General features: G+C 57.3%; 19 protein-coding genes and 1 tRNA gene. 11 read left to right on the plus strand and 9 right to left on the minus strand.

Annotated elements, in window-relative coordinates:
• The first annotated feature begins 12 nt into the window (after nucleotides 1–12).
• Nucleotides 13–765, plus strand: coding sequence for a lysophospholipid acyltransferase family protein (locus FTW19_RS11460; RefSeq protein ID WP_246153748.1), 753 nt, complete (start codon nucleotides 13–15; stop codon nucleotides 763–765).
• Nucleotides 766–883: 118 nt separating this feature from the next.
• On the opposite strand, the gene udk is transcribed toward FTW19_RS11460, so the two are convergent.
• Together udk and FTW19_RS11470 are read right to left on the minus strand one after the other, a co-directional pair.
• Nucleotides 884–1,507, minus strand: a complete 624-nt coding sequence (udk, locus tag FTW19_RS11465; RefSeq protein WP_147647749.1) for a uridine kinase — start codon at nucleotides 1,505–1,507, stop codon at nucleotides 884–886.
• Nucleotides 1,507–2,328, minus strand: coding sequence for a purine-nucleoside phosphorylase (locus FTW19_RS11470; RefSeq protein ID WP_147647750.1), 822 nt, complete (start codon nucleotides 2,326–2,328; stop codon nucleotides 1,507–1,509). Before FTW19_RS11470 ends, udk begins: the two co-directional genes overlap by 1 nt.
• A gap of 271 nt (nucleotides 2,329–2,599) precedes the next feature.
• Here FTW19_RS11470 and FTW19_RS11475 point away from each other — a divergent pair, with 271 nt between their 5' ends.
• The gene (locus FTW19_RS11475) at nucleotides 2,600–3,076 is read left to right on the plus strand and encodes an NUDIX hydrolase (protein WP_147647751.1); all 477 of its coding nucleotides are present in this window, start codon (nucleotides 2,600–2,602) and stop codon (nucleotides 3,074–3,076) included.
• 481 nt (nucleotides 3,077–3,557) lie between these two features.
• On the opposite strand, the gene FTW19_RS11480 is transcribed toward FTW19_RS11475, so the two are convergent.
• A complete protein-coding gene (locus tag FTW19_RS11480; RefSeq protein ID WP_147647752.1) occupies nucleotides 3,558–5,603 on the minus strand; it encodes a hypothetical protein in 2,046 nt (681 codons plus the stop codon).
• Nucleotides 5,604–5,823: 220 nt separating this feature from the next.
• Between FTW19_RS11480 and FTW19_RS25795 the strand changes: the two genes are divergently transcribed.
• Complete coding sequence (locus FTW19_RS25795) at nucleotides 5,824–6,036, plus strand: hypothetical protein (protein ID WP_187143491.1); 213 nt, start codon at nucleotides 5,824–5,826, stop codon at nucleotides 6,034–6,036.
• 271 nt (nucleotides 6,037–6,307) lie between these two features.
• Here the strand turns inward: FTW19_RS25795 and FTW19_RS11490 are convergent, their stop codons facing one another.
• Nucleotides 6,308–7,723 (minus strand): ATP-binding protein, encoded by a 1,416-nt coding sequence (locus FTW19_RS11490; RefSeq protein ID WP_147647754.1) that lies wholly within the window; start codon nucleotides 7,721–7,723, stop codon nucleotides 6,308–6,310.
• 2 nt (nucleotides 7,724–7,725) lie between these two features.
• Nucleotides 7,726–8,418 (minus strand): response regulator transcription factor, encoded by a 693-nt coding sequence (locus FTW19_RS11495; RefSeq protein WP_246153691.1) that lies wholly within the window; start codon nucleotides 8,416–8,418, stop codon nucleotides 7,726–7,728.
• Nucleotides 8,419–8,564: 146 nt separating this feature from the next.
• Here FTW19_RS11495 and FTW19_RS11500 point away from each other — a divergent pair, with 146 nt between their 5' ends.
• The 3 genes from FTW19_RS11500 to FTW19_RS11510 are packed head-to-tail and all read left to right on the plus strand — an operon-like array spanning nucleotide 8,565 to nucleotide 14,279.
• The gene (locus tag FTW19_RS11500; protein WP_147647755.1) at nucleotides 8,565–9,860 is read left to right on the plus strand and encodes a TolC family protein; all 1,296 of its coding nucleotides are present in this window, start codon (nucleotides 8,565–8,567) and stop codon (nucleotides 9,858–9,860) included.
• A 14-nt stretch (nucleotides 9,861–9,874) separates the two neighbouring features.
• On the plus strand, nucleotides 9,875–11,095 hold the full coding sequence (locus tag FTW19_RS11505; RefSeq protein ID WP_147647756.1) for an efflux RND transporter periplasmic adaptor subunit: 1,221 nt from the start codon (nucleotides 9,875–9,877) through the stop codon (nucleotides 11,093–11,095).
• 16 nt (nucleotides 11,096–11,111) lie between these two features.
• The gene (locus FTW19_RS11510; protein WP_147647757.1) at nucleotides 11,112–14,279 is read left to right on the plus strand and encodes an efflux RND transporter permease subunit; all 3,168 of its coding nucleotides are present in this window, start codon (nucleotides 11,112–11,114) and stop codon (nucleotides 14,277–14,279) included.
• A gap of 200 nt (nucleotides 14,280–14,479) precedes the next feature.
• Here FTW19_RS11510 and FTW19_RS11515 read toward each other — a convergent pair whose 3' ends face one another.
• Both FTW19_RS11515 and ispG read right to left on the minus strand, forming a co-directional pair.
• Nucleotides 14,480–16,228 (minus strand): VWA domain-containing protein, encoded by a 1,749-nt coding sequence (locus tag FTW19_RS11515; RefSeq protein ID WP_147647758.1) that lies wholly within the window; start codon nucleotides 16,226–16,228, stop codon nucleotides 14,480–14,482.
• 101 nt (nucleotides 16,229–16,329) lie between these two features.
• On the minus strand, nucleotides 16,330–17,562 hold the full coding sequence (gene ispG / locus FTW19_RS11520) for a flavodoxin-dependent (E)-4-hydroxy-3-methylbut-2-enyl-diphosphate synthase (protein WP_147647759.1): 1,233 nt from the start codon (nucleotides 17,560–17,562) through the stop codon (nucleotides 16,330–16,332).
• A 63-nt stretch (nucleotides 17,563–17,625) separates the two neighbouring features.
• Here ispG and FTW19_RS11525 point away from each other — a divergent pair.
• The 4 genes from FTW19_RS11525 to FTW19_RS11540 all read left to right on the plus strand — a co-directional run bounded on the left by FTW19_RS11525 (nucleotide 17,626) and on the right by FTW19_RS11540 (nucleotide 20,262).
• Nucleotides 17,626–17,702: transfer RNA gene (locus FTW19_RS11525), tRNA-Arg, on the plus strand.
• 193 nt (nucleotides 17,703–17,895) lie between these two features.
• Nucleotides 17,896–19,173, plus strand: coding sequence for a tyrosine-type recombinase/integrase (locus tag FTW19_RS11530; protein ID WP_147647760.1), 1,278 nt, complete (start codon nucleotides 17,896–17,898; stop codon nucleotides 19,171–19,173).
• Between the two features lie 251 nt (nucleotides 19,174–19,424).
• On the plus strand, nucleotides 19,425–19,622 hold the full coding sequence (locus FTW19_RS11535) for a hypothetical protein (protein ID WP_147647761.1): 198 nt from the start codon (nucleotides 19,425–19,427) through the stop codon (nucleotides 19,620–19,622).
• A 154-nt stretch (nucleotides 19,623–19,776) separates the two neighbouring features.
• Entirely contained in the window at nucleotides 19,777–20,262 is a 486-nt protein-coding gene (locus FTW19_RS11540; protein ID WP_147647762.1) for a hypothetical protein, read from the plus strand.
• On the opposite strand, the gene FTW19_RS25800 is transcribed toward FTW19_RS11540, so the two are convergent.
• Nucleotides 20,252–20,392 carry a hypothetical protein gene (locus tag FTW19_RS25800; protein ID WP_187143425.1) on the minus strand — a complete coding sequence of 47 codons (141 nt, stop codon included), beginning with the start codon at nucleotides 20,390–20,392 and terminating at the stop codon, nucleotides 20,252–20,254. The two genes, FTW19_RS11540 and FTW19_RS25800, sit on opposite strands and share 11 nt — an antisense overlap.
• A 123-nt stretch (nucleotides 20,393–20,515) precedes the next feature.
• Between FTW19_RS25800 and FTW19_RS11545 the strand changes: the two genes are divergently transcribed.
• Nucleotides 20,516–21,499 (plus strand): DUF2971 domain-containing protein, encoded by a 984-nt coding sequence (locus FTW19_RS11545; protein ID WP_147647763.1) that lies wholly within the window; start codon nucleotides 20,516–20,518, stop codon nucleotides 21,497–21,499.
• A 5-nt stretch (nucleotides 21,500–21,504) separates the two neighbouring features.
• Here the strand turns inward: FTW19_RS11545 and FTW19_RS11550 are convergent, their stop codons facing one another.
• A complete protein-coding gene (locus FTW19_RS11550) occupies nucleotides 21,505–22,170 on the minus strand; it encodes an HK97 family phage prohead protease (protein ID WP_187143426.1) in 666 nt (221 codons plus the stop codon).
• Nucleotides 22,171–22,199 lie beyond the last annotated feature (29 nt).

Genomic DNA, 22,199 nt, shown 5'->3' on the forward strand with positions numbered 1-22,199 from the left:
AGATTGACTGGTGTGTTGCGGGCGCTAAGGCGTCTGTTGTTTCTGGCGGGAATGACGGTGGTAGCGCTGACCGAAGCAGCGCTGCAAAGGGATAAGTCGGCGCGGGGCAGGGCGGTCTGGATGTGTAAGTGGAGCCGCTTCGTCGTGCGTATGGCCGGTGTGCAGCTGCGCATTGTTGGCGAACCGGCGCGGCACGGGCTGCTCGTAAGCAACCACATGGGCTATATCGACGTGCTGGTGCTGGGCTCGATTGTGCCGACGGTCTTCGTCTCCAAGGCAGAGGTAAAAGATTGGCCGGTCTTTGGCTGGTTGACCCGCATTGCCGGCACCATTTTCGTAAATCGTGAGAACCGGATGGCGACGGCCAGTGTGGCGGCGCAGATGCACGAACGCATGGAAGAGGGATTGATGGTGCTGTTTTTCCCTGAGGGAACAAGCTCCGATGGTGAAAAGATTCTCCCCTTCCGTACATCTCTCTTTGAAGCTCCGGTGAGGGCCGAAGCGGAGATCTGGACGTGTTGCGTTCGCTATACGATTCCGGGCGAGGGACGCGACGCGGTGCGGAAGAAGGTAGCCTACTGGGGCAATATGAGCTTCGGCCCGCACATGATGAAACTATTCACCTTGAAAACAATTGAGGCTGTGGTGGAGTACTCGCCGGTAGCGATCCGCACCGAAGACCGCAAGGATGCCGCGCGCCGCAGCGAAGAGCTCATGCGCGGCATGCACGAAGAACTCAATGCGAGCGAGCCTGTTCTCTCCTGAGCTTCAAAGCATTTTTCCCCTGTTGCTGGGTATTCCGGAAAGGATGTACAGCGGCGTTTTCATTGCGGAAAACTCCCATAGATACGGAAGCCCTACTCTATATCTACAGGGAAAAGCCTCAACGGGAGAGCAGGCTGCGCTTGCGCAGCTCCACCAGAATGCTTTCGACAGACCAGTCCAGTGCTTCCGTCCCCTTGACGGTCATGTTGGCATTGAGCTGCGAGGGGACGACGTACATCTCTGCCATCGGTCTCGCAGTAGCCTCGAACTGATCACGGACCGACTGTTCGGTACGTCCGCGCTCACGCATATCCCGGTAGATGCGGCGGTTGAGGCAGATCTGGTTCGGTGCGTCAACGTAGACGGAAAAGTCGTAGAGCGGCAGCAGCTCCGGATAGTGCAGCGCCAGGATGCCTTCGACAATGACTACGCGTGTCGGCGTAACCGGATCGAACTGGTTGGGCACACGCGAGTGTGTCTTAAAGTCGTAGATCGGACGTCGGATGGGATTACCGTTGGCGAGCAGGCGGACGTGCTCGATCAGGAGCTCAGACTCAAGCGAATCCGGGTGATCGAAGTTCGTCTTGTCGCGAGTCTCGAACGGCAGGTGCGAGAGATCCCGATAATAGAGATCGAGAGCGAAAAGCGTGGCCTCGAGCTGAGTACAGAGCTCGCGCGCGAGAGTGGTCTTGCCCGAGCCTGAGCAGCCGGCAATTGCAATGACGAGTGGCTTGAACATCATTAAATCTGCGGCACCAGAGCAGTAAGAAGCGCGGTGAACTGGCCCTCGATGCGCTTGCCGATCTCCATGACCTCTTCGTGATTGATCGGCTGGTCGAGCACACCGGCAGCCATGTTGGTCACTACAGACAGGCCCAGGACCTCAATGCTCATGTGGCGCGCGATGATGACCTCGTGCACGGTGGACATGCCGACAAGATCAGCTCCCAGAGTACGGAAGGCCCGGATCTCCGCCGGCGTCTCATAGCTGGGGCCAAGAACGGCGAGGTAGACGCCTTCGTTGAGCGTCCAGCCCTGTTTGGCGGCCTCATGGATGGCGAGCTTACGTAGCGCAGGCGAATAGGCCGCGGACATGTCGAAGAAGCGCGGGCCCAGCGCGTCGATATTGGGGCCAAGCGCCGCGTTGGTTCCGGAGAGATTGATGTGGTCTGAGAGGGCGACAATGGCTCCCTGGCCGTAGCGCGTGTTGATGCCGCCGGCGGCATTGGTAACGATCAGCTTTTTTACGCCGAGCAAGCCAAGCACGCGCGTGGGGAAGGTGACCTGAGCCATGGTGTAGCCCTCGTAGGCATGGACGCGGCCTTGCATGACAGCGACAGAGACTCCGCCAATGGTGCCCAGCACCAGCTTGCCACTGTGTCCCGCAACGGTTGACTGCGGGAAGTTCGGAATCTCAGCATAGGGAATCGTGACCGCGTCGGCTACCTGCGCGGCAAAGCTGCCGAGGCCGGAGCCCAGAATGATCGCGAGCTGCGGCTGAAGTGTGGTCTTTGAGCGGATGTAAGTCGCGGCGGTCTGTGCTTGGGCGAGGATGTCGGACATGTGGATTTGCGAAAAGGGTATCAAAGACGAAACCATAAAGCATTTTTCCTGTAGGTGGAGAGTAGGGTTTCCGCATCTATGGGCGTTTTCCGCAATGAAAACGCCGCTGCACGCCCCTTTCGGAATACCCAGCAACAGGGAAAATGCTTTAAAGCATTTCCCCGTAGGTGTAGAGTAGGGCTTCCGCATCGATAAGCGTTTTCCGTAATGAAAACGCCGCTGCGCGCCCTTGCCGGGCTACTCAGCAACAGGGAAAATGCTTTAGTCAGCGATGAGTGAGAAACAGAGTGCCGGGTTGTTGATGTTCCGTATCCGCGACAAGGAGCTTGAAGTCTTTCTGGTGCATCCAGGCGGACCGTACTGGGCAAAGAAGGGTGGCGGCTCCTGGACTGTGCCGAAAGGCGAGTTCGACGATGAAGAAGAGGCGCTAGCCGCTGCGGTGCGGGAGTTTCGCGAAGAAACCGGATTTGAAGCCGAAGGGCCGTTTCTTCCGCTGGGCAGGGTCCGGCAGAAGAGCGGAAAGATGGTCGAAGCCTGGGGCTTTCGGGGAGACTGCGATCCGGCCAGGCTGGTAAGCAATACGTGCCTGATCGAATGGCCGCCAAGATCCGGGAAGAACATCGAGATACCGGAAGTCGACCAGGGGCGCTGGTTCACGCTGGAAGAGGCCAGGAAGTATCTGCGCGAGGCCCAGTGGCCCTTCCTGGAGCGGCTTGCCGAGGTTATCCATTCCGAGGACAGCCGGTAAGGTCTTCTTTGGTTGAGACGCCTCTGCGTATTGGTGTGTCCTCACGATTTACCGCTAAATTGGAGATGTGCTCCCGTTTCCTGATATTTCAGCGTTAAAGCGAATCTCCAATATTATCTTGCCTTAGTCAGAATACCGGAGATACACTTCTCGAACGAAATTGGTCTTACCAATTTCTACTTTCCCAGGATAGAGGAGTTACAAGAATGAAGGCATCGCAGATGCGGAGCTCAGTGGTGACGACCGCTGCGAGGTCGTAAAGTCGGCGGTCAGAGTGTGACATACCGTTGGATAGCTGGGTTGACTCACAGTACGCGAATCAGCGATGGCGCTTCAGGAAGGAGGTCGAAGTGATCGGCACAGTTGCGGTCGTCTCGATGCGCCGAATTATCTGACTGGGTCAGGCGTATATCTTGAATGCAGGCGCGAAGTATCGTGTCCGCGACTCAGGATTGTGCCGGACTGTTCCTCCTCAACTGTTTCATGGATTGGGAGGTATGACTTCAAACTGATCACCGCTTCTTAGCGTCTGTCCATCGGGCCCTCTCAGAATGAACTCGAGTTTGTAATCTCCCGGAGACAGCCTGTTTTTTTCAGGATCAAAGGTTTGTGCGATCTCCCACCTCCCGTATCTTCCGGTCGTAATCTTTGTGGCTTTCCGGACGACAACCTTTCCATCAGGTGTGCGGAGGATACAGTCAGCCATCCACCCTCCAGGAAAAAACTGGGTTTGATCCCGAGAATTTTCTTCACGGACCATGATGACGGTCAGCCGGGCATATAGTGTTTCAGTGGAATGCAAGAGTTTCGGATTCAGTGGTATCCATTTGCAGGTGCCCTCATTCAAAGGGTCTAATAGATTTTCCCGAAGAGGAGGCGAACCAGGGAGGGGTGCTGCCAATGCTGTTTCCACGGGCTCTCCCGAACAGCGAGTCGAGAGGATGGTGGAGCTCACTCGCAATTCGTCGAATCTCGTCCAGGGATAAAGCTCAAAGCGAATCCCGGCAGTTTCGCCAGTGGTAAGCGACTTGGCGATCACTTCATAGCTGCCATAAAACAATGGGTTGTATTCCGCCCAGACCACACGAGCGCCCGGATTACCTGTCTTTTGCGGGCTTGAAACACGCCTTTCAACCAGGTGCTGCTTGCCGTCTCCATCTAACAAAATAAGATCGACCCTAATCTTGTCCCGGAGATCGGTCCTGCCCTGAACCGTTATGACACCATTAACAGCACCACCGTGGAGATTGGGGAAAAACCATCCACCAATGTGTATCGAGGAGTGCTCCTGATTTAGCGTGGCGCCAGCCTGCTCTAAGAGCGGAACGGGAAGTAGGGGGTGATATGGCGCATCTTCGGGTATGGATACAGCGTAATTTGCCGTCGGCGGATATAAGGCAGGAGCCAGAATGGGCGGATATGAGACCTCCCTATCTCCTCGAACTCCTTGTCCAGTACTGCCGATAATCAAGTCCTCGTTGGAACCTACCTGGGTCTGAACGGTGCAAGAAAATCTGATACCACATTGGGTGTGCGAACTTATCAGCAGGTTATAGGTGCCGGGTCCGTTTGCATTGATTTTATTGAACGCATCACGAAAACTGCTTCGATAAGACACCTGGGAGCCCTGCTTGTCATTCCTCGCGTCCTTCTCTTTCTTCAAAGAAGGAGTGGGGGCTGCTTCCAGATAATATGATTCGATGAAGTGATCAACCTGAGGGAGAAGCCAGGCGGACCACAACTGCCCCCCCGCTGGTCGTGTTCTGTCGGGACGGTAGACCACGGCGTGTCTGCCCGGCGTATTCAGCAGATTCTGCCAGGCTGCGAGCCAGGAACCAATCCACGCGTTGGCCTGAACAGGATCAAACTTCTCCTCCTTGATCTGGTCGAGTTCCTGCTCTAGGACCGTTTGATCCGTTGTAGCCGGCCACAGATGCGCATTTGGATCGACGATCGAGACGCTCCAATGTGCGGTGACCCCGGCCTTTACTTCTTTGCGTATCTCGCCAATGGCGGAGCTGATCCAAAAATTTCGTCCCTGTTCAGGCTCGAGCAGGAGCACAACGTTGACTGGCTCTATAGAAGCAATCTCTGATTTTGGGTCGATGATCGGATATGGCTGCGCAGAGACGACGGTTGCCGGCTTTCCATTTAGCCGAACCTGGAAGTCCTTGGCAGTAAGGCCGATCACTGCCTCGCCGTTCTGGTGTCTTGCAGTCACACGCACGGAGAGGAGCGCATCTTGTGCACGGGTAGCCTGTCCGACGACAGTATCCACGGGGGGACCCGTTGGCGTGCTTTGTAGTCCAATCGCCTTGCGGGGCTCAGAGCCCGCCGCTGTTGCCTGCGCCGTCTGCGCCACCGCAGGCTGACTCATCCAACCCAACACCATCAGCGATGCGATGAGCATCGGCACAGTAGCACCGAACGATGGCTTTCCACCGCATCTCGCTCTGCGAATCGCATAACAGTACAGTTCGGCACTCAGCGGCTTCTGTTCTATCCAGATAAAGGTAGACTCTTGCATTGATAGCCTCAGGAGTGCAGTCTCTCACGACGCTCCCGAAATACGGGGTTTGCGACAAGTTCACCCGGCCCCGAGACGCGCCAGGGCGTGGTGCGCCAATCCTCGGCCCGGTACGTCGTTTCCATATAAACAACGTACCGGGCCGCATGAAGACAAAGAAAACTCTTGCCAACTAACTATAGATAACTCGACAAGTTCGCAGTCGAGAGCTCTGGCGAATGTGAGTCTGGATACGACCACGCAGCAGTACAGTCAGTACGCCAGCGTAGGGCTGGAGAACTCAAACATCACGCCGCTTCCCGAGGAAATCCCTGCGTGGCTCCAGGTGTATCCATCGGAAGTCTTTCTCAGCCTTAGAAGATTTTATGTGAAGGCCGAGCATCATCTCGGCCTGAAGGAGCTTATGGAAAACGAACCGGAGAGCTTCTCATAATCCAGATTCCTGATTGCAGAAGCTCTACAGTTTTATTTTTCGAATCACAGAAATCGCGCTAAGCTCTTTCTCATCTTAAATTCTCATGGAGGGGGATCGAGATGCAGATCAATCTAGTTAATAATCCCTATGCAACCTGGCTTTCCATTTTTCTCATGTTGTTGATCTGCGCAATCTGGTCGGCTTGCCAGTGATCGAAGGCCTGCAAATATAGTCTTTCAGTGCAGATGATTCGATACAGCACAGCGTAGATCGCCACTTGGCTGTAGTTCTATCCGTTGGGATTATGTGCGATGGAACGCAGCTGGATGATGCAGCGTGCGCCGGACGTCATGCCGGAATCGAAAGCGATGTTACCGCTGCATCGTTCTACCACCAGTTTTGCGATGGAGAGGCCAAGCCCCGTGCCTTTCTGCCGGCCGCCCGGAGGATTCGATCCGGTATAGAAGCGGTTGAAGACCTGCTCCTGCTCGTTCGGCGGAATTCCCGGTCCTTCATCTTGAATAGAGAGCTGCACCATATCGCCGGCCATCACGGAGCGAACCTGAATGGTGGAACGATGCGGCGCAAACTTCCAGGCGTTGTGCATCACATTCACCAGCGCCAGCCGCAGCAGGTTGCGATCGGCCTGAATTGGTTTATCTGTTTCGAATGCGTAGGTGACCTTAACCTCCGCATCTTCCATCATCACGCCCAGCAGGCCAGCGACCTCTTCGACAAGCGGTCGTAGTGGAAAGATCTCAAACTGCCCGGGAGCTTCTGCGGCTTCGACACGAGAGAGAAGAAGCAGGCTATCGACGGTCTCGTTCAGTCGTGAGGTTTCTTCGAGGATATCTTCGATGGCCTTTCGCGAACCGGCTTCTGTTCCCTGACCGAGTGCGACCTCCCCGACGGTGCGGATCGACGCAAGCGGAGCGCGCAGCTCGTGTGCGGCATCGGCGGTAAAACGACGCAGCTGCTGGAAGGCACCATCGAGCCGGCCGAGTAGATGATTAAAGGCAAGCGCCATGTGGCCAAGCTCGTCGTCGGAGTTGGGGACCTCAAGACGATCATGCAGATTGCTGGCGCTGATGTGCGTGGCGTGTTCCGTCAGCGTGTGAATGGGGCGAAGGGCGCGGCGTGCAATCCCCTGCCCGGCCATGGCCGCCAGTATCAGGGCAAGCGGTATTGCAATCACCAGTAGCAGGAGGAATTGCAGCATCCGGTCGCGCAAAGGAACCAGGCTGTATCCTAGCCGGATCAGCAGAATGCGCCCATCCATGCCGTGAATGTGGCTGATGATGAATGCGTGATTGCCGTTCTCCAGGCGAACGACGCGCTCATTGAAGCTGCGGTCGCCTTCGCCGTTCCGAATGGGGCCATCGAGAGGCATGCCCCGCAGGGTGGGGCTGCGGTAGAGAACCTTGCCGGAGATGTCTCGTACCTCCATATAGCGGTCCACGAGGAGGTGCGACTGTGGACGGGAGAAGTAGTCCTGGCGGAGCTGTAGCTGGCCGACGGCGTCGAAGTAAAGCAGGCCTTCGACGGTGACAACATCTTGGATTTCGTCGTGCAGCATTTGCCGTGTCATTGCGGCGTACTGAAAGGCAAAGACGATGGCGGCATAGACGAAGAGCAGTAATGCCAGGACTGCGACGTACCAGAACGTGAGGCGGCTGCGGAGGTTAGTCGGCTTCAGCAGCTTCAAGGTCAGGGCTCCCTCAGACAGAAACCTAGGCCTCGCACGGTCTGCAGCAGTTTGACCGAGAACGGATCGTCAATCTTCCGTCGCAGCCGTGCGATCTGGACATCGATCACATTGTTGATGGGAGTAAAGCGTGAGGTCTCGCGCCAGATGTCACGAGCCAGCATCTCGCGGGAGACGATGCGTCCCCGGTTCTGCGTGAGGTAGAGCAGCAGATCGAACTCACGCTGTGTCAGGTCAAGCGGCTGGCCGTTGCGGGCGGCGCTCTGCGTGCGGAGATCGAGTGTAAGGTCGCCGATACGCAGTGGGCCGGGGTCAGAGGTCGGCAGCATGCGGCGTAGCAGCGCGTCGATGCGGGCAACCAGCTCCGGAAAGGAGAAGGGTTTTCCGAGATAGTCATCGGCGCCTGTCTTCAAGCCCTCAACCCTGTCTTCCACGGTGTTGTGCGAGGTAAGGATCAGCACGCGTAGGTCGATACCGTCTTGCCGGAGTTGCCTCAGGATCTCAAGGCCATTGCGATGCGGAAGGGTGAGGTCGAGCAGCAGCAGATCGGGCCGTAGCTTGTGAACAAGATAGAAGCCCTCTTCGCCGGATGAGGCCGTTTCAGCGTAATAGCCGGCGCTTTCCAGGCCGGAGACCAGGGCATCCGACATCTTTCTGTCGTCTTCGATGATCAGGATTCGCGGCTGCGACGACACGTCTGGTTGCTCCCATATCTATCATTCCCGATGGCCCGTTAGGGGGCAAGCCGTCCGAAGCGAATGTAAGACAGATGTAAGCCAATGTAAGAGATCAAAGTGATTCACTGCAGGTGATATTGCACCAGGCGAGGAAAGTCCTGCAGATGAAGCGTTTCGTCACGGCAGTCGTATTCCTTGGGCTCACGATTCCTGCCATACATGGCCAGACTGAGCCTCAACCGGCTCTGGAGCTGGTGCAGGCGGAGACGCAGGCGCTGGCCAATCAGCCGCGCATGCTGGCGGCCCAACTGCGGGCCCGCGCTTTTGCAGAACGGGTGAAACAGGCCCGGGCCGGCTACATGCCAACCGTCAATTTCAATGCCACCGGCGCCCAGGTAGCGGATGCGAACACGGCGGTGGCTGCGGGCAACCTGGTGACCTCCGCTTTATCTGGAAGGTTTGCCTATGGTGCCAGCCTAACCCAGCTCGTTACTGACTTCGGTCGCACCTCGGAGCTGGTAAGCGCTGCGCGTTCCACGGCAGAGGCACAGGCCGATGTTGCGACGCTGACGCGCGCCCAGGTGCGCCTGAATGTGCGAACGGCCTACTACCGGGTGCTGGCCTCGGAGTCGGTGCTGCGCGCCGCCGAAGCGGCGTTGGGGAACCGGAAACTGATCTCACGGCAGATCGACGCCCTCACCCAGAGTGAGCTGCGCTCGACCCTGGATCTGAACTTCGCCAAGGTGCTGGAGAGTGAAGCAGAGCTTGCGGTTGTGCGAGCTCGCAGCAACGTTGCCCAGCAGCGTGCGGCGCTGGCTACGGCGATGGGGTTGGAGCTGATGGTGACAGCGCCACTGGCAGAACCCTTGCTCACCGTAGAGGCGCTGCCAGGCTCACCGGAAGAGCTGCAACAGCAGGCTGCCGGACAGCGTGCCGATCTCGGTGCTGTAACGGCGCAACAGCGCGCCGCACAAAGCTTTGCCGCGGCCGAGAAGCGGTTGAGCTATCCCACACTGAACGCCTTAGGCGCCGCCGGACAACTGCCGTATCACGATCACACCCTGCACGATGACTATGCGGCCATCGGCTTCAACCTTTCGATTCCGGTTTTTAACGGCGGCCTCTTTACGGCACGGCGCAATGAGGCGGAGCTGGAGGCGAAGGCTCGCGCGCAGGATGTACGCCAGCTTCGTCTGCAGGTGAGTGAAGAGGTGCGTAGCAACTGGTATCGCGCCGACGAAGCTTATCGCAGTCTCGATGTTGCATCCCGTCTGGTGGCACAGAGCAAAGAAGCATTGCGTCTGGCCCAAAACCGCTACGAAGCCGGACTGGGCAGCATTGTGGAGTTGAATCAGGCGCAGTTGAGCGAGACCTCAGCCGAGATCACCTCGGCCGATGCGACCTACACCTATCTCACGCGGCGGGCGGAGTTGGATTTTGCCGCTGGACTTCTGAACTGAAAGGGCTTTCACACATGACGAATCGACATTGGGTGATGGCATCGGCTGCAGCGTTAGCAGCGATATGCATTGGAGCAAGCGGATGCAAAGAGAAGGCTATGGCCGAAGCTCCGGTGTTAACGGTCCCAATAGCCACGGCGGCGCCGGCCACTCTGGCGAACGATCTGATACTTTCCGCCGAGTTCCGCCCCTATCAGGAAGTGGACGTGATGGCGAAGATAGCGGGCTATGTGAAGTCGATCGGCGTCGACATCGGCGATCACGTCCCGCAGAACGCGGTGCTGGCAACGCTTGAAGTGCCCGAAGTGCAGGACGATGTCGCCAAGGCAAAGGCCGGAGTCGCCGCAGCAGAGGCGGACATAGTCACGGCCCAGGCCGCGATAGAGAAGGCACGAGCCGGCGCGGAGATCGCTTCTCTCTCGTTCAAGCGCATTCAGGATGTCGCAACGCGCGATCGCGGTCTGGTGCCCCGGCAGGAGATTGACGTCGCACGCTCGCGGGAGCTGGAGGCAAATGCCCAACTTGCCAGCGTGAATGCAGCGCTGAAGGCAGCGGAGCAGAAGAAGCTGCAGGCGGAGTCAGAGTATCAACGTGCAGTTGCCATGATGCAGTATGCAACTATCCGTGCCCCCTTCAATGGAGTCGTGACCAGGCGATATGCCAACACCGGATCGATGATCCAGGCTGGCATCTCCTCGCAGTCGCAGGCAATGCCGGTGGTGAGACTGGCGCAGAACGATGTGCTGCGCCTTGTGCTTCCGGTGCCAGTGACAGACGTCGCCGGTGTGAAGACCGGGCAGCTGGTAGATGTCGACGTAGCCAGCGTCAGCCGCAAGCTGCAGGGTAAGGTCACCCGTTATGCGGACTCCGTACAGATGGCGACGCGCACCATGGACACCGAAGTCGATGTACCGAATCCGGATGGTGCGCTGGTACCTGGAATGTATGCCGAGGTGCATCTTCACCTGTCCGCTCGGCCTCATGTGCTGAGTGTGCCGCTGGACGCGGTGGATGGCCTAGGAACCAGCCAGCAGCAGGCGTATGTGGTGCGTGACGGCGTCATTCATCTCGCTTCGGTCAAGGTAGGCCTGCAGACGCCCGCGAGGGTAGAGATTCTGTCGGGCCTGCAGTCCGGCGACAAGGTCATTGTGGGACGGCACACAGGTATGTACGACGGCCAAAAGGTCGATGCCCAGCCCGCAGCGTACGAAGCGAACACCACCAGCGAACGATAAGAAGGAAGACGCGCGAATGTCCGGGTTTTCGATCCGTAATCCGTACCTGATGGTAGTGCTGTGCCTCGTGGTCATGATCATGGGCACGGTCAGCGTGACCGAGATGCCGGTCGATATGTTTCCCCCGGTCAACCTGCCGGTGGTGGCCGTGGCGACCTTCTATTCCGGCATGCCGCCGCAGCAGATTGAAGCCAACCTCACCTACCACCTGGAGCGTCAGTTCACCCTGGCCAGCGGCATCGACCATATGGAGTCCCGATCGCTGCCGGGTGTCTCGCTGATCAAGGTGTACTTCCGTGCCGGAACCGACCCGGATGCCGATGCTGCCACCATCTCGTCGCTGGCCAGCAGTGACCTGCGCGATATGCCGCCGGGAACGTATCCGCCGATCGTCCTCAAGCAGGATGCTTCCAGCATCCCGGTAGCACTGGTGACGCTGAGCGGCTCAGGACTGAATGAGAGCAAGCTGAAGGACGTAGGTCAGAACTTCGTGCGTAACCAGCTTGCCAGTGTGGCTGGGGCCTCGGTAACGCAGCCCTTTGGTGGACGCTGGCGGCAGATCATGCTTTACGCCGACCCCTACAAGCTGGAGGCGAACCAGCTTAGCCCGATGGACGTGGTGCGGTCTGTGAACGACTCCAACGTCATTCTGCCTGCGGGCGATGTGCAGATCGGGCGCTACGACTACAACATCTATACCAACTCCATGCTCAAGGGTGCGGATGATATCGCCCAGGTGCCGCTGAAGATGGTGGGCCAGTCGCCCGTGCGTGTGGGCGATGTCGCCACACCACAGGACTCTTTCGGTCTGCAGTACAACATCGTGCGTGTGAATGGGCAGCGCGGCGTCTATCTGCCGATCTTCAAACAGGGTGGCGATTCGAACACAATCGCTATCGTTGATGGCGTGCACAATACGCTGCAGCATCTGACGGATGTTCCGGCATCACTCAAGACGACGGTGGAGTTCGATCAGTCCCGCTTCGTAAAGACTGCAATTGAGACGCTGGTGCATGAGGGAGGCGTGGGACTCTTCCTGACCTGCCTCATGATCTTGATCTTTCTCGGGAGCCTTCGAGCCACGGTCGCTGTCTTCTTCTCCATTCCGCTCTCGCTGCTCACGACCTTCTTTGTGTTGAAGATGGCGGGCAGCTCGCTGAACAGCATGGTGCTTGGCGGTCTGGCGCTGGCGCTCTCCCGCCTGATCGATAACTCGGTCGTCGTTCTGGAGAATATCTTCCGGCATCTGGAAGAAGGCGAGTCACCGCAGGAGGCTGCGGAGAATGGCGGCAGGGAAGTCGCACTCCCGGTGTTGGCGGGTACGCTTACCACAGTCGTAGTCTTCTTCCCGGTGACGATGCTCTTCGGTGTCAGCAAGTTCCTCTTCTCGGCGCTTGCACTTGCCGTCGTAATCTCACTCTTCGCGTCTTACTTCGTCGCGCTGACCGTTGTACCTCTCTTCTGCGCGCGATTCATCAAGAGTGGGCACGGCGATGTGGTGCACGAATCGGCCGAAGACGAAGCTGCTGTCACCGCTGATCCGAAGAGTACGCACCATGGAGTATGGTCGCGCTTCAATGCGAGGTTCACGGCGGCCTTCGATACCATGCTCCACCGCTATGACAAGGCGGTGGCCTGGGTGCTGGAGCGGCCATGGCAGACACTGGGCGCCTTCAGCGTCGTCTTCGTTCTATCACTGCTTCTATTTCCGTTGCTTGGGCTCTCGTTCTTCCCACGTACAGACGCGGGCCAGTTCGTCATCAGCTTCAAGGCTCCTTCAGGAACGAAGCTTGAGGCGACCGAGCAGGAAGCGGAGCGCATTGAGCAGATCGTTCGCCGTATCGTGTCGAAGCATGATCTGGGCATCATGGTGACCAACATCGGCGTCGATCCGGGCTTCTCCGCCTTGTTCTCTCCCAATGCCGCCATGCACACCGGTTTTACGCAGGTGGCGCTCGAGCACGATCATAAGCGCAGCAGCTTCGCCTATATCGACGAGGTGAAGGCGGCCATCGCGAAGGAGATTCCAGAACTGCAGACCTTCTACGCCTCGGGCAGCCTGGTGGATGGCGTATTGAACATGGGAGCTCCCGCGCCGATCGATGTACGCATTACGGGCAATGATGTCACTGCCGACTTCGGCCTGGCGCAGAAGATCGCGGGACAGATCCGAGGCATCCATGGAGTCGCCGATGTCTATATCCCTCAGGACATCGATTACCCTTCCTTGCGCATCTCTATCGATCGCACACGCGCCAGTCAGTTGGGGCTCAACGAAAAAGAGGTCGTATCGAACATCATTACGGCCTTGACCTCCAACCAGATGATCGCGCCATCAATCTGGATCGACCCCAACAGCGGCAACAACTACTTCCTGACGGTGATGTTCAAAGAAGGACAGGTCCGGTCGATTGAAGACCTGAAAGCGATTCCGCTGCACGGTAAAGACATTACCCAGCCAACACGTCTGGATATGGTGGCGAAGATCGAGCAGTTCAATGCTCCTACCGAGATGGATCACACGCAGATCCGCCGCAACCTGGATATCTATGTCCGCCCGCAGAACGAAGATCTGGGTGCGATTACGAAGCAGATAGGGGCGATCGTCGACCACGCCAATCCACCAAATGGCATCTCGGTCACGCTAGCGGGAAGTGTAACCTCGATGAACGCTTCGTTCCACAGCTTCGCCATCGGCCTGATTCTCTCGGTGCTGCTGCTTTACCTGATCCTGGTGGCGCAGTTCCGCTCGTTTCTTGATCCGTTCATTATCCTGCTGGCGTTGCCTCCAGGAATCACGGGTGTCATCCTGGCGCTGCTCGCGTGGAACACAACCTTGAATGTGATGTCGCTGATGGGCGTGGTCATGCTGGCAGGCATCGCACTCTCGAACAGCATCCTGATCGTCGAGTTCGCCCATCACCTGATGAAGCAGGGAAAGAATGTGCGAGAGGCGATCACGCTCTCCTGCCGCGTCCGTCTGCGGCCTATCCTGATGACCTCTCTGGCTACGCTGATCGGTTTGTTGCCTATGGCGTTGAAACTGGGCGAGGGAAGTGAGTCCTATGCTCCCCTGGCGCAGGCATTGATCGGCGGGCTGACTGTATCGGTCGTGCTGACAATCTTCCTTGTGCCGGCGGGATTTTATCTGGCATACAAAGACAAGCGGGCGGCCCATGTTTAGGGCGAGATAACGTCAAGGACAAAAGTGTGATCACGATGGATCTCGTCCATGCCGTCTTTTAGCCATGTTGCATTATCAACTTGAAGATGCGACACGATTTGCCTGCACAGTTCCTACGCAGTCAAAAACATTGCATTTAAATGAGACATATATGAAACCGCATTCACGCCGACGGGATGACAAACAAAAGCAGTACTAGACTATGGCTTCTGGGGCGGAACGGCGCTGGTCGGAATCTCAATGGCGCCGACCTTATTGCCGATGAGGTCGTGAATGCCGATACGCAGGAAGGTCTCTCCTTTGGCCGGAACGCTGATCTGTTGTGAGTACTTGATGCCCCCGCTCATCATGCCTTCGTAGTCGGTGGGTTTGAGTGAGACGGAGATTGGGTTGTTCACGGAGCTGAGCGCTTTGCCATCGCGGTCATAGGCGATAACAACGAACTGGACGGCGAGGACATGGTTTCCGTTGTCTTCCGTCGGCAGAGAGACGTTGCTCGGTAGAGCGGCATAGTTCACCGTGTACTGGCGAAAGGGGCCTTTGGTCGAGGGTGCAGTCGTGGTGGTGCCCACAGCCTTATCGCTAATTGTAGGAGAGCCTAAGACCTGGGCCTTGAAAAGGATTTCGGTCGGAACGGGGCCTCCACGCTGCATCGCAGAGCGCATCGCATCATAGCCGGACGGGACTGTCTGTGAATTGGTGGCGGCCATGGAACTCTGCGGAGCGTAGGCATAGTAGCCGTGGCGATAGGTAAGCTGGACGTTCTGTGTCGAGCTCTTGAGAGAGATCTTGCGATACTTGCTGTTCCAGTCCTTGTTGGTGGGTGTGTAGACCAGGGTGTAGAAGTTCGAGCCGGCATCAATGGCGTTCTGTACGGCCGATTTCAGGTCGTTGGTGTTACGGAAGGCTTTGCCGCCGGTGGCTTCGGCCATCTCCAGCATGGTGGCGTGCTCGGCGGCTGTTTGTGAAGAGAACTTGATCAGGTCCTGCGAGAAGGCACGTTGATTGCGGGCATAACGACTGCCGGAGTTGGAGGCATCCATCATGGGCGGAACGAAGAGGCCGCGAGCATCGATGGGATAAACCGCAACCTGGCTACGAGTAAGCAGATTGGTTGTGTCCTGGAACTCTTTATCGGCTGTGAACTGGATCGTGGAGGGATCATCCGCATTGGGGAGGATGCTGATTGGGAAGGAGCCAGAAAACCAGATCAGGTTTTTGCGGCCGGGAAACGAGGAGAGATAGCGACCAAGCTGGTTCATGGCGTCCAGCGTGTAGACGGTCCGCATCTGATCCTGGATGGCGGCGAGGTTGGCTTCGAACTGCTGCAGGTTCACGATCACCTGTGCTGCCGCCGGATCGCCTCCCATCGCCGCGTCCATTTGATCGGACATGGTTTCGGTTCCGATGGGATCGTTTAAAAGGGAAGAGGACCTGGGGTTGGACTTCTTGTGTTCGAGTGCGTTCCGCAAAACCGCTGGATCAGAGGTAAAGCCCTGCAGCAGGATCAGACGCGTGGTCAGGCCGAAGATGGCAATGTTTGTCCCCGGCTGCAGCGTCTTGAGAAACGCAAGCATCTGGTTACGGACATAGGTCTGGTCTTTGAGCGGAGTATTTAGTGTGTCCAGAAGGACGATGTTGAGCGGGCGATCGACCGGTGCAGCGGTGTAGTTGGTAAAGATGCCGGGATCGAGTTTGAGGGATGGGCCAAGCTTCGCCGGCGTGGTGACGGAAGGCGCGCTGTGTTCTTCGAAGCGGACGATGTTCTGTGGCTTTCCGTCTTCCAACAGGGTGAAGTCCGCAGGTTTGAGGTTGTGCACCGCATTGCCCCGTGAGTCCGTTACGGTGACGTCGACAATGACGATCTGTGTACCGGTGCGGATAGACGGGGTCTGTGCAGCGGCAGAAAGGGTGAGCACGATGAGAGCCAGAGCAGGAGACGTGCGCATAGTTTTTATGTGGAATGAGGGTAGCCGAAGATCAGACCCAAGGGGAAGAAAAAAGACCGGCACAGGGCCGGTCTTTTCGGGCTGAAGACTGAAGTAGGCGTCTAGATGACGTGGGGTTGGTTGCCGTAGCGCTGCTTGACGTAGTTGTCGAGGATGACCTGAAACTCCTGCACGATGTGGTCGCCCTTGAGTGTCGTAAAGAGCTTGCCATCGACATACACAGGAGCTTTGGGCTCTTCGAAGGTGCCAGGCAGTGAGATGCCGATGTTGGCATGCTTGGACTCGCCGGGGCCATTGACGATGCAACCCATAACAGCCAGCTTCATCTCTTCCACGCCGGGATAGATCTTCTTCCAGTCGGGCATGGAGGCGGTGAGGTAGTTCTGCACCTGCTGCGCCAGCTCCTGGAAGTAGGTGCTGGTGGTGCGTCCGCAGCCGGGGCAGCTTGTCACCTGCGGGGTGAAGCTGCGGATGTTCAGCGCCTGCAATACCTGCTGGGCGCAACGAACCTCTTCGCTGCGGTCGCCGCCGGGTGTAGGGGTGAGCGAGACGCGGATGGTGTCGCCAATACCGGCCAGAAGCAGGGGAGCCAGGCCGGCGGCGGAGGCGACGGTGCCCTTCATACCCATACCGGCCTCGGTGAGGCCAAGGTGCAGAGCGTGGTCACATCGGCGGGCTAGTTCAGAGTAGACATCGATCAGGTCGCGGACATTCGAGACCTTAGCGGAGAGCACGATCTGATCGCGGCGCAGGCCATAGCGCTCGGCGGCAGCGGCGTTGTCAACGGCGGAGACGACCATGGCCTCCATCATGACGTCGCGGGCGTCAAGCGGCGTGGCCGACTTGGAGTTCTCGTCCATCATCCGGGTCAGCAAAGCCTGGTCGAGCGACCCCCAGTTCACGCCGATACGGACGGGCTTCTGGTTCTTGACGGCGCATTCCACCATGGTGCGGAAGTTATCGTCGTCTTTCCGGCCGATAGAGACATTGCCGGGGTTGATGCGGTACTTGGAGAGCGCCTGAGCGCAGGCGGGGTACTTCGTCAACAGAATGTGGCCGTTGTAGTGGAAATCGCCGATGATGGGCGTATTCCAGCCTTTGTTGTGAATGCCTTCCACGATATAGGGAACAGCCTTGGCTGCGTCTTCATTATTAACAGTGATACGGACCATCTCAGAACCGGCGCGCGCCAGGGCGGCGATCTGCTGGACGGTGGATTCGATGTCAGCGGTGTCAGTGTTAGTCATCGACTGCACGACGACGGGCGCGTCGGAACCGACACGAACGCCTCCAACATTGACGGTTACAGCTTTACGGCGGTGGATTTCAGGCATTGGACTCTCTACCCGTAAGTTTACCGCAGCGGGATAGTGAGGCGGGTTAGACTGGAGGGAAGTGGCCCGGTAGCTCAGTTGCATAGAGCGGCGCACTCCTAAGGCGAAGGTCGCAGGTTGGACTCCTGCCCGGGTCACCACTTACACCTTCCAGCAACGTCCAGTAGAATCCAAGAAAGACCTGCAAATACATCAAAACAAAATAGATTTCCCTTTTTTGGGGTTTTAGGTCGTCCGATGACGTATGGTGAAAACCAGTGGTTTTGGGGATACTTTTTGGGGTACGCGCCTTGTAAAAAGGGGGTACTTCAAAAACCCACGGGGGTACTGGCGATGAGATCGGCATTGTCGGACGCGAAGGTAAAGCAGGCAAAGGCAGGGACAACAGCTTGGAAGATCACCGATGGCGGAGGGTTATTTCTTCTAGTGACACCAAGCGGCGGGAAGCTTTGGCGCTGGAAGTACCGCTATCAGGGCAAAGCGAAACTCATGGCACTCGGACAATATCCTGATGTCTCTCTGACTCTCGCCCGAGAGCTGCACAGAAAGGGCCGTGAGCTATTGGCTACCGGCGTCGATCCGATGGCCCAGAGGAAGGCGGACAAGCTGAGAACACGCGAGGCGGACGAGAACTCGTTCGCGACCGTCGCGGCCAAATGGCTGGAGCACTGGCGTGTTGGCAAGTCCGTCCGGCATTGGGGTACGGTTAGCCGCCGTTTGAAGGCCGACATCTTGCCGATCTTGGGAGCATGTCCCATCGGGACGATTGGGGCTCCGGATGTGGTTGCGGTGGCGAAGGCAATCGAGGGACGTGGACCCACAGACCTCCCAAAGCGGTCACTGCAATACATCGGGCAAATCTTCCGATATGCCATCGCTCATGGGTATGCGACACGCAATCCTGCGAGTGAGGTAAAACCCGGCGACATCCTGAAGTCAACGCAAACGGTCAATCAGGCTTGCATCGATGCAAAAGAGCTGCCTGATCTACTCAAAGCCATCGAGGTCTATCGCGGGACGCAAATGACGCGGCTGGCGTTCAAGCTGATGGCCCTGACCTTCGTTCGGACGGCAGAATTGGTTGGCGCGAAGTGGAGCGAGTTCGACTTAGCTGCGGCACGTTGGGATATCCCGGCTGAGCGGATGAAGCTGAAGGCTCCCCACATCGTTCCGTTGGCAAGGCAAACGATTGAAGTACTGGAGTCATTGCGCCTCATCTCGGGGGATTCCGAGTACCTGTTCCCCAAGGCATTATCCGGGGCGGCTAGGAGATCAAGGACTCCATCGAAGGCGGCGGACGCCGCTGCTGGCAGGTCTGTGACGATGAGCAAAAACACTCTCCTTGAAGGGCTGGACCGCATGGGCTACAAGGGCCGGATGACGGGGCATGGCTTCCGGAGCTTGGCATCGACGATTCTCAATGAGCATGACTTCGATGAAGCGCATATAGAACTGCAGCTCGCCCACATGAAGCGCAACAAGGTCGCGGCGGCTTACAACCATGCGAAGTACCTGAGGCAGCGCACAGTGATGATGCAGTGGTGGGCCGACTTCTTGGAACAGACCCAGCGTGGCGTCAAGGTTCTTCCCTTCCGGTCGCTTGTTGGGTAACGGATTGCCGCCGCTGGGCCTTCGAGCGTGAAAATAGCGCGTTGAAGAGGCCACGGACGTCACACGGGGCAACTGGGCGCGATTGTGGGGCGACCTAGGCGATTCGGGCAACCGGGGGTCTTCTTCTCCAGCCCCAACGGGTAGCCACTGCCCAATGCTTTGAGCTGCAACTTCGCCTCCGTGAGTGTGGCAAAGTGCTTGGATTCCACTCGGGAACAGGTGATCCTTGGACGCCCCCGAGGAGGAACGACATGACCAGCACACCAACACTCACAATCGACCAGACCGACGAACTAATCCTGAAAGCCTGCACACCCGAGGACGGAGCCATTGAGGACGCCGAGGTAAGCGAGACGGAGGTCTCCTACTTCTTCGAGTCCGGCGCGGTCGGCACAGTGTCCCGTGTAAGGGGAGCGGTCCAGATCACAAGTGCACACCGTAGTCGGTAACGCCCCTCCGACCGCACTAGACGAACCTGACGCGACTGGGCGCTTACTCTAGGCGACCTGCAAACGGGTCCGGGCACGCCACTGTGATTTACGATGGCGAAGACCAAGGTTTAGAAAACCGGGAAGCCTCGTGACTATAACTCAAGCTGTGACGTTGGATGAGATCGAAGAACATCTCAGGAACCTCGGTTCAGGCAATCACTCCGATAACATGGATCGGCTGAGCCGATTTTCATGCTATTTCTGTGTCGTGATGACGGAGGACGATTTCTTGGGCACCGTTTTCCTGCAAAACCCGGAGGTGGCGAGCATCGTCCCCGAGGGGGAAAGCCGTAAGCTTCGAGATGTGGCACGACGTGGGATTGATCTTCAACTGCCGGTTCTCGGCCCGAATTGGAACCTCGCGACGAACCTCGACCAGATGCGCAGTCAGCTCGCTGGTGGCAGTATCTGTTTGGGCTCCCCTGTCCTGTGTGAGGCTAGAGACGGTGAGGAAAAACACGGGGCTTGGTACCTGCAGGACGGTTCTCACCGCTCCCTTGCGTATGCGATGTTGTTGCTCATGGGTGAGGCTCAATATGAGGAGCAGATCGCATTTTGTGCAATGAATGCTCCGATGGCGGCAGCCCTCACACGATAGAGGCGACCAACCCAAGGTCAGCAGGAATAGCCAACTCACGATCTTCCGCCTCGTCTTTATGGCTCTCGTACCAATTGAACAGGCCTGCTGCGAGCAAAATCGCAGCGGCAAGAAGCAACACTGATCTCATGGCTTTTCCAAGCCAACGACCAAGACGTACATAGTTCATAGGGCGGCAGTCTAGCAGCCCCCTCGTCATCCCGAAAGGAAAATCCCATCGGACTCTCGTGGAGGCCCTTGTACCATCCTCTTTATGAACGATCCACTCAGCGCAGAACCCGACCTCATCAAAGATCTGCTTACGAAACCCATACCTAAAAACCTCTGGCACTACACCAGTTACAAAGCCTTTCAAGGCATCGTCGAGTCGAAGCAGATTTTTGCTACCGACCTCCGCTACCTCAACGATAGCCAAGAGTTCGTTCATGCCAAGGAATTGGCCCAGGAGCTTGCCGACGAAGTAGTAGATTCGTCCGCTGCCGGTGTGGTGGTGAATGGGATGCTCAAGAAAGCCGTGGACTTAGCATTCAATACGGGGCCGCTTCGTGCAGATCGACTTCAAGTTATGGTTGCGTCGTTTTCCAATGCGCGAGATCAGCTAAGCCAGTGGCGAGGCTACTCGGGGGCATCAAGCGGAGTGAGTATATCGTTCGACCTTTCGAAGATCCGACCGCCATTGGGGGTCGAGACTGCGGTTGTGTTCGCACCCTGCGTCTACGAGCTTTCGGAGAAAAAGGCGTTACTACAGCGTGCGCTCTCTCATATGGTTGGCGTTGTGGCTGAGTGGGTGCAGGACGTTCAGGAGGCGATCCAATCAGACCCCCAGCTTCTTAACAAAATTAAGAACCCGACTGAACATGGTTCCCCCTACGTCAATGGGTTGGATCTCAATGCCCGTCTTCGACAGGCCATGACGAAGGTCAACTTCGACCTCGTCCGCCTTTGTCCGTTATTGAAAGATTCTTCGTTTTCAGAGGAGCGAGAGTGGCGTTTGGTACTCCCAATCTCTGCGGGCAAGCAATTGCAGAATCCAATAAAGTTCCGTCCCACCAGCAACACGCTAGTTCCGTATATTCCGTACCCGTTATGCGGACCGGACGAACCGGCACCAGTAAATGACCTTATCCTTGGGCCAGGAAGCCACGCCGAGGCGGAAGCGGCAACATTCTCATTTCTTCAAAGTAAACACATAATGGTCAAGCCTCAGACTTCAAAGGTTCCTTATCGTGCTTCTTAGACGTGTCACAGAGCGGCGAACTCCGACGCTTGCTTGGCCAACTTCACCAGCTCCGCCACGAAGGCCTTGGTCCCGTCGTCCTCATCGTCTTCGAGGACAGGATCGTCCTCATCGTCAACGCCGTCGAGCAACGCCTTCAGGTGCATTTGAATGCCTTGCTGGTGCCGGTCGATGGCCTTGCGGTGATCGCTGATGGCCTTCAGGTGCTTCGCCCTGTCCGCATCTGACACGCCCTTCACAGACGTGACCATCGCAGCCTGGTTCATCGGGATCGTAACGATGGAGACCTCCCACAATCTTAATTCGGTCAAATGCCGAATGTCTCCGTCGTAGGTGGCCTGAAGCGTGTCGAAGCCAATCGACAACCCTTTGATGATGCCTTCGCGCATGAACTTGTAAGCTTTTTGAGCCGTCGGATCGCTCATTAGCAGGGAGCCGATGACCTGCAAACCGTCGCGCGAGTCGATGACCTTACAAGAACCGATTGGCTCGTCGGTCTTATGCTGCCATAGCACCGGGAAGGTCTTGCCGGGAATTAGCGTTCTGGAAAATGCGCCTGCATCTACCACGTCATTTCCAAGGTCAACGTTGCCGTAGACCGAAGCCATGCCGACGAAGGTGCCTGCATCATCGACGCTCTTGATCTTGAGATTGAAATCTCTGTGCTCCATGTTCGCCTCCTCCAGTTTTTTGGCATATG

The organism is Terriglobus albidus (assembly GCF_008000815.1).
GTDB classification, from domain to species: domain Bacteria; phylum Acidobacteriota; class Terriglobia; order Terriglobales; family Acidobacteriaceae; genus Terriglobus; species Terriglobus albidus_A.

What these genes read in the sequence shown, in the direction of transcription:
- FTW19_RS11475 (WP_147647751.1), top strand. Translation starts at nt 2,600, where the DNA reads ATGAGTGAGAAACAGAGTGCCGGGTTGTTGATGTTCCGTATCCGCGAC.
- FTW19_RS11505 (WP_147647756.1), top strand. Translation starts at nt 9,875, where the DNA reads ATGACGAATCGACATTGGGTGATGGCATCGGCTGCAGCGTTAGCAGCG.
- FTW19_RS11535 (WP_147647761.1), top strand. Translation starts at nt 19,425, where the DNA reads ATGACCAGCACACCAACACTCACAATCGACCAGACCGACGAACTAATC.
- ispG (WP_147647759.1), bottom strand. Translation starts at nt 17,562, where the DNA reads ATGCCTGAAATCCACCGCCGTAAAGCTGTAACCGTCAATGTTGGAGGC.
- FTW19_RS11530 (WP_147647760.1), top strand. Translation starts at nt 17,896, where the DNA reads ATGAGATCGGCATTGTCGGACGCGAAGGTAAAGCAGGCAAAGGCAGGG.
- FTW19_RS11480 (WP_147647752.1), bottom strand. Translation starts at nt 5,603, where the DNA reads ATGCAAGAGTCTACCTTTATCTGGATAGAACAGAAGCCGCTGAGTGCC.
- FTW19_RS11550 (WP_187143426.1), bottom strand. Translation starts at nt 22,170, where the DNA reads ATGGAGCACAGAGATTTCAATCTCAAGATCAAGAGCGTCGATGATGCA.
- udk (WP_147647749.1), bottom strand. Translation starts at nt 1,507, where the DNA reads ATGATGTTCAAGCCACTCGTCATTGCAATTGCCGGCTGCTCAGGCTCG.
- FTW19_RS11545 (WP_147647763.1), top strand. Translation starts at nt 20,516, where the DNA reads ATGAACGATCCACTCAGCGCAGAACCCGACCTCATCAAAGATCTGCTT.
- FTW19_RS11515 (WP_147647758.1), bottom strand. Translation starts at nt 16,228, where the DNA reads ATGCGCACGTCTCCTGCTCTGGCTCTCATCGTGCTCACCCTTTCTGCC.
- FTW19_RS11470 (WP_147647750.1), bottom strand. Translation starts at nt 2,328, where the DNA reads ATGTCCGACATCCTCGCCCAAGCACAGACCGCCGCGACTTACATCCGC.
- FTW19_RS11500 (WP_147647755.1), top strand. Translation starts at nt 8,565, where the DNA reads ATGAAGCGTTTCGTCACGGCAGTCGTATTCCTTGGGCTCACGATTCCT.
- FTW19_RS11510 (WP_147647757.1), top strand. Translation starts at nt 11,112, where the DNA reads ATGTCCGGGTTTTCGATCCGTAATCCGTACCTGATGGTAGTGCTGTGC.
- FTW19_RS25800 (WP_187143425.1), bottom strand. Translation starts at nt 20,392, where the DNA reads ATGAGATCAGTGTTGCTTCTTGCCGCTGCGATTTTGCTCGCAGCAGGC.